Annotated in this window: 4 protein-coding genes and 1 pseudogene; all 5 read left to right on the plus strand. The window is 37.4% G+C overall.

Features of this window, described 5'->3' with window-relative positions:
• The first annotated feature begins 956 nt into the window (after positions 1-956).
• Positions 957-1,205 (plus strand): hypothetical protein, encoded by a 249-nt coding sequence (locus AC3DU7_RS20735; RefSeq protein WP_488041197.1) that lies wholly within the window; start codon positions 957-959, stop codon positions 1,203-1,205.
• Between the two features lie 237 nt (positions 1,206-1,442).
• Entirely contained in the window at positions 1,443-2,753 is a 1,311-nt protein-coding gene (locus AC3DU7_RS20740; protein ID WP_488041198.1) for an RNA-guided endonuclease InsQ/TnpB family protein, read from the plus strand.
• Positions 2,754-2,926: 173 nt separating this feature from the next.
• The gene (locus tag AC3DU7_RS20745; RefSeq protein WP_488041199.1) at positions 2,927-5,113 is read left to right on the plus strand and encodes a hypothetical protein; all 2,187 of its coding nucleotides are present in this window, start codon (positions 2,927-2,929) and stop codon (positions 5,111-5,113) included.
• Between the two features lie 670 nt (positions 5,114-5,783).
• Complete coding sequence (locus tag AC3DU7_RS20750) at positions 5,784-6,227, plus strand: T3SS (YopN, CesT) and YbjN peptide-binding chaperone 1 (protein ID WP_488041200.1); 444 nt, start codon at positions 5,784-5,786, stop codon at positions 6,225-6,227.
• Positions 6,228-6,705: 478 nt separating this feature from the next.
• Positions 6,706-6,811 (plus strand): annotated as a pseudogene (locus tag AC3DU7_RS20755) (sigma-70 family RNA polymerase sigma factor); the annotation flags it as partial.

Here is a 6,811-nt window from a genome sequence, read left to right on the forward strand (position 1 = left end):
ATCAGCATGGGGCTTACTAATACTCAAATTGACTGTAAAATGGGTATTTCAGCTCGTACAGTACAATCGTCTTTAGCTCGACTTTTAGGTAAATACTAGATACCCCACTAGATAGTTCACTAATTTCTTGGAAATCGTAGTTTCCAAGAGGTTGATTTAGCTGTACAGTACACTTTCCACTTATCACTGTACAGTTAATTAGACATTTGGGTTTTGAGCAACAATTACAAGAAAACCCTTGAAAACATAGATTGAAGATTTACTAAATGTTATTACTGTTGAGCATTGATGAAGTTTTGATGAAGTAATTAAACAAGATCCTTTGAGACATAAACTACAAGAATTTAAAATAGCCTAAATAGCCTAGTTAATTTTAGAAACACTATTTTGTATTGCTACAGATATATAAGCTTTAAATTAATCTAATCAACGAAAGATATTGATTATTTGTATCAATTTTATTTTCTACTTCAAAGTTGAAGTTTATGAAGCTTTTATGAAGTTCAGTAGTGGTACTTGCCATCTAAATAAGATCAAGATTAATATTTTTTTAGAACTTTATAGTTCAAATTAAACAGAAACAAATTGAAGGTTATGAACAGCAAAAAAATAGTCAGAAAAAAGAAAACCAGTCTATTTACAAGACTGGCAACACCATTCATTATTTCTTTATTGCTCCCATCAAGTTTGATTTTTGAAGTCGAATTTCCTAATAGTATTAGGGTAGAGCTAAGGAAAAATTTTACTGAACTTTTTGTAATTAAGTAAGACCTTAATGGAATGGATTCCTACGGCAATAGGAGTCCATTCAGAATTAAAAAGCTCAAAACTTTTAACCATTAGATTTAAACCAAACTAGATGTGTTATCTTTAGATAATAATATTTAACTGTTTTGAATTAATCAAGCCCATATTAAGGATAATTGCAAATCTTCATTAAATCTTTAACAAAATGAGTGCGTTCTTTACCATTTATTTATAGAACCCATGCCGAACTATTTCATACTGTTAGCTTGGAACAAGTTTATGCAACAATTTTGTATTATTTGCGCGATCGCGAAAAGATAGGACAATATTTAGAAAATTGGTTGGACCATACTAATAAAGCTCAAGCTGAATTTGACCGTCATCCTCCACCTTTTGTGGCAAAGGTACTGAAGTGGAAGTTGGAACGTCTAACTCAAGCAGAGGAAGTTCCTAAATAATAGTAATTAGGGTTTGCTGAAAAAGTCTTTTTCAGGAAGTAGGGGATATCCTCATTCTCAATATTATCAGAAAAGTTCGCTCTTCTTGAAAACCACGTCGCTTCAGCGCGTCGATGAAGAGCGAACGGGCGACTTTAGTCGCCGTTAAATATCTTAACAAAAAATACTTCGCTTTTCTTAACATTTTCTCAGTCAATTATGGTATAATACCAAGCATAAAGATGGTAAGGTCGGGCTATGATAATTTATGAGTTTAAAGTGAAAGCAAAAGAATTCCAATATCGTGCAATAGACGAGGCGATTAGGACATCTCAGTTCATTCAAAACAAGTGCTTGAGGTATTGGATGGACAATAAAGGTGTAAGCAAATATGACCTTAATAAACATTGCACTGTATTAGCTAAAGAATTTGCTTTTGTTAATGAATTAAATTCAATGGCTCGACAGTCTGCGGCAGAAAGAGCTTGGAGTGCGATTAGTCGATTTTACAATAACTGCAAGAAGCAAATACCCGGTAAAAAAGCGGTGCGACCCCGCGACGACGACAGTCGCAAGGGAACGCGCACCAAGAGAGGTTATCCTAAATTCAAAAAGTATTGCCGTTCTTTAGAATATAAAACGTCTGGTTGGAAGATATCTGAGAATAGGAAAGCGATTACATTCAAGGACAAAAAAGGTATTGGTAAGCTTAAGTTGAAGGGAACTTATGACCTTAACTATTATCAACTAGACCAGATTAAACGGGTTAGGTTGATAAAACGTGCTGATGGTTATTATTGCCAATTTGCTATTAAAGCAAATGTCAAAGTTGAAACTGAGCCAACAGGAAAAGCAGTCGGTTTAGATGTTGGCATCAAATATTTCTTAGCAGATAGTAATGGCAATACTGTAGAAAATCCAATGTTTTATCGGCAATCGGAAAAGAAGTTAAACCGTGCTAATCGACAGAAATCCAAGAAGTACAAAAAGGGTGCAAAACCGCAGTCTAAAAACTACCATAAAGCCAGATGTCAATATGCCAAAAAGCATTTAAGAGTAAGTAGGCAGCGAAAAGAATATTGCCAGGGAGTAGCATATTCCGTGATTCAATCTAACGATTTGATAGCCTACGAAGACTTAAATGTTAAAGGCATGGTAAAAAATCGACATTTAAGCAAATCAATCAGTGATGTTGGATGGTCAACTTTTCGACAATGGTTAGAACATTTTGGAAGAAAGTACGGCAAATTAACTATTGCTGTATCGCCACAAAATACTTCTCAAAATTGTTCTAATTGCGGTGGGAAAGTTAAAAAGTCTTTATCAACTAGAACTCATATTTGTCCTCATTGTGGCTATGTAGAAGATAGAGATATTAATGCAGCCAAAAACATCCTAAAAAAAGCGCTCAGTACCTTGGGGCACAGGGAAACTAATACGCTTGCGGGAGATTTGCCCTCTGGCTTGGTTGGCTTCGGCCTGTCAAGTGATGGCGAGTCGATGAACCAAGAATCCCAGTCGCGAAGAGCGCGGGGAGTGTCAAAAATGTATAAAATGTATAAGCACTAAAGCTAAATTAATTGTATATTTGATGGTCATATTAAATAGGTAGGCAAAATTATTTTTATATCTACTGCTCAAGCAAACAAGTATATTTTTATTTCCTACTCCCTGCTTAAAGATGTTAAATTAATTTTGCACAAATACCTATTAGTTTACATCAGTATAACAAGGAAATTGAAATGGGTGAGTTTAGAGAAAATTTAGCTCAAATGCCCCTAGAAGATCAATACTATCTCTTAGAAACTTTACCAGGTTTTCTCGTGAGTGAATCTGATACAGAACAATTGCATCGTTTACTCACAGATTTCGATTTTATCGAATCAAGACTATATTTATTTGGAGTAGAATATCTCTTAAATGATTATGAAGAAGCCATGCATTCCAATGTATGGACCTCAAGAGAAAAAATTAAAACTCTAAAATTAATTCAAGGGGCAATTGAGCTATCATCTCATATCCTTGTCGAAGATAAAACCCAGCTAGCAGGACAACTGTGGGGGCGACTGCTATCTTTTGAAATACCAGAAATTCAGGAAATGCTACAACAAGCAAAATCCTGGAACCGGACACCCTGGTTAAGACCAATGGCACCAAGTCTCACACCTCCAGGAGGTAGACTACTACGAACTTTCATTGGTCACACAGGCTGGGTAAATGCAGTAGTTGTTACCCCAGAAGGATTGGTAATTTCTGGTTCTGCTGACAATACTCTCAAAGTTTGGAACCTGGAAACTGGGAAAGAAATAGCGACCTTGACTGGTCACAAGGCGAGAATTAGAGCCATAGCATTGCTAGATGATAAATGGGCGGTCTCTGGCTCTGATGACTTTAGTATTAAGATTTGGAACCTAGAAACAACTGAAGAATTTCTCACTCTCACTGGTCATACAAGAGGAGTAAGAGCAGTAGCAGTATTACCAGATGGTAGATTAATTTCTGGTTCTTCAGATAATACGATTAAAGTCTGGAATTTGGAAACACAAAAAGAAGAATTTACTCTCACTGGTCATAAAGGTTGGGTAAATTCGTTGGCGGTATTATCCGACCGAGAAATTATTTCAGGGTCATCTGATCGCAGTCTCAAAATTTGGAATATCCAGACAGGAGAAGAATTGTTTACATTGAGTGGTCATGAGGGTGGTGTGAGAACTGTGGCGAAACTTCCAGAAGGACAAGTAGTTTCCGGTTCTTCTGACAACACAATTAAAGTTTGGAATTTGCACAGCCAAAAAACTACTCTAACATTCAAAGGTCACGCTAAAGGGATAAATGCAGTAGCAGTATCTCCAGACAGTAAGGGAATTATTTCTGCTGCTTCAGACAATACTCTCAAAGTTTGGAGTCTCCAGACAGGAGAAGAGTTATTTGCTCTCAAAGGTCATGCTGACTCTGTATATGCAGTTGCAGTTTTACCAGATGGACGCATAATTTCGGGGTCTGATGATTTTACTCTCAAAGTTTGGAGTCTTGACACTTCTGTAGAATTACCACCTCCGATCGGCCATACTAATAGGGTGAATGCAGCAGTGGCACTGCCAGAATTACTAGCAGCATCAGCATCTTGGGATAACACAATTAAGGTCTGGAATTTAAACACAACAAAATCAGTTGCTACTCTTAAAGGTCATACCGATCGAGTTAATTCTGTAGCAGCATTACCAGACAAACGTATTATTTCAGCTTCTGATGATAACGCTCTCAAAATTTGGAGTTGGGAAACAGGGCAGGAGTTGTTGAGTCTAGAAGGTAATACTAGATGTATTTTTGCTGTGGCAGTTACACCAGATGGTAAACGAGCGATCGCCTGTTTATCTGACCAAACTCTAAAAGTCTGGAGTTTAGAAACTTTAAAGGAGGTTGCTACTCTTGTAGGACATACTGACTGGGTAAGTTCAGTGACAGTAACGCCAGATGGTAAGCGAATAATTTCTGGGTCTTTTGATAAAACTATTAAAGTCTGGTGCTTGGAAACTGCAGAAGAAGTTTCTACTTTAGTCGGTCATAATGGATGGGTGAAAGCTTTGGCTGTAACGCCAGATGGTAAGCGAGTAATTTCTGGGTCTTTTGACAAAACTATTAAAGTTTGGTGCTTGGAAACTGCAGAGGAATTATTTAGTTTGAGCGGTCATACTGACTGGGTAAGTTCAATTGCTGTCATACCAAATGGTCAGCAAGTGATTTCTGCATCTGACGATCGTACTCTCAAAGTTTGGGACTTAGAAAAGCGACAAGCGATCGCCCATTTTACAGGAGAGAGTTCTTTAGAGTGTTGCGCTGTGGCAGAAGATGGGGTAAAAATTATTGTTGGTGAAGCTTCTGGCAAGGTACACTTTTTAAAATTAGAAAGTTATAGCGCTACGCGCTAGGGAATAGGGAACAGGGAACAGGGAACAGGGAATAGCAAACTGTTAAAGGGTTTTCGGTGCGGAAGCGCTCCACGAACAGGGTTTAGAAATGTCAAACACCTTAATGCGTAGCGCTATATATCATGTCCGGTTGAATACTTATGGTTTGGAGGAAGGAAGGCAGAGGACAGAAAAAAGAAAGTTTTTTATCACTGGTTATCTGGACATGATTTATTCATCCTATTGCCTGTTGCCTGCGTACAACACTATATCAATGCCATTATTGTTTTAGCAATTGCAATGCTTGAATTGCCAGGAATAAAAAACCCACCGATCCCAATGCAGTGAGAATTTCGGCTACTAAATTAGGTGTTAATATTTCACTCATAATTGTATCCTTACTAAAATAATCAACTTACAGCCTATTTTATCTCAAACTTCAAGAATTGATATAGTATAATAATTGTATTTTTTGCATTGGTGATTTGAGGTATGATATCATGTCCAAGTGAGAGCGCAATAGAACTCAGTTCCGCTTACAGGTTAACGTGCGTTGTGCGCTAGCAAACAAAAAATTTTCTCCTTCTACTTCTCTTTTTCTTTCTTCCCTCCTGACTCCTGAGTTCTAAGTAATTAAAGTTATAAACTATACACTAATTCAGCAACGCCGTAAAGCTTTTGGAGAAAAATAATGCAATTTGAAACAAATGTACAAGAAGCTTGCTATAACAAAGTATCTCTCTGGATGAGAGAATTATTTGATAAATTTCCCTGCGTGAGACAAGACTTACCAGGCATTACTTTATTTATGGGTTCTGCCTTAGTTGAAGTATCTGTTTTTGCTTGGGGAGATAATGAGGCAATAATTAATACTCGCTCCTATGTGGTGACAAATGTAGATTTAAAAGCAGATTTGATGAGATTTTTACTGCAAGAAAATAGTAAAATGCGGTTTGGTGCTTTTGGTATAGATGAAGATAATAGCATTATATTTGAACATACAATAGTCGGCTCTACTTGCGATAAACCAGAATTAGAAGCATCAGTAAGAGCAGTTTTAGCAATTTCTGATGAATATGACGATAAAATTGTTGAACAGTGGGGAGGGCATAGGGCCATGGACAGAATATATTAGGGCCTGCTGAAAAAATTAGTTGGTGGTGGTAGGACACGGGGACGCGGGGACGCGGGGACCCGGAGACACGGAGACACGGAGACACGGAGACGCGGAGACGCGAAGACGCGAAGATGGTCTGATTTAATATTTAAGTGTAGATAGAATTATAAATATATACTGTATGACGGGATTTTATATCACCACTCTAAGAGGATATCTGAAAAGTTTTTTGATACTGAATTTTGCCCCCCTAACCCCCCAACTTTGGGGGGAATAAGAGTCAATCTGCTTCTAAAAGTCCCCAAATTTTGGGGGATGCGCGGGGGCCTGAAAAATTGATATTGAATTTTGCCCCCCTACTGCCAACTTTGGGGGGAATAAGAGTCAATTTGCTTCTAAAAAATCCCCCGAAATTTTGGGATGCATGAGGGCTTGGATGTAGTAAATGGGACTTCTCAGACAACCTCTTAGAATTAATCTAAATTTTTTATACTTTATGCTAAAAACAGAGCCTACTTACACATTTCCTGAATCTAATCATCCGATAGTTAAGTCACTATTCCATCATAGTGACCAGGAACTATTGACCTTATTTCAAAACT

Source organism: Okeania sp., assembly GCF_983059655.1.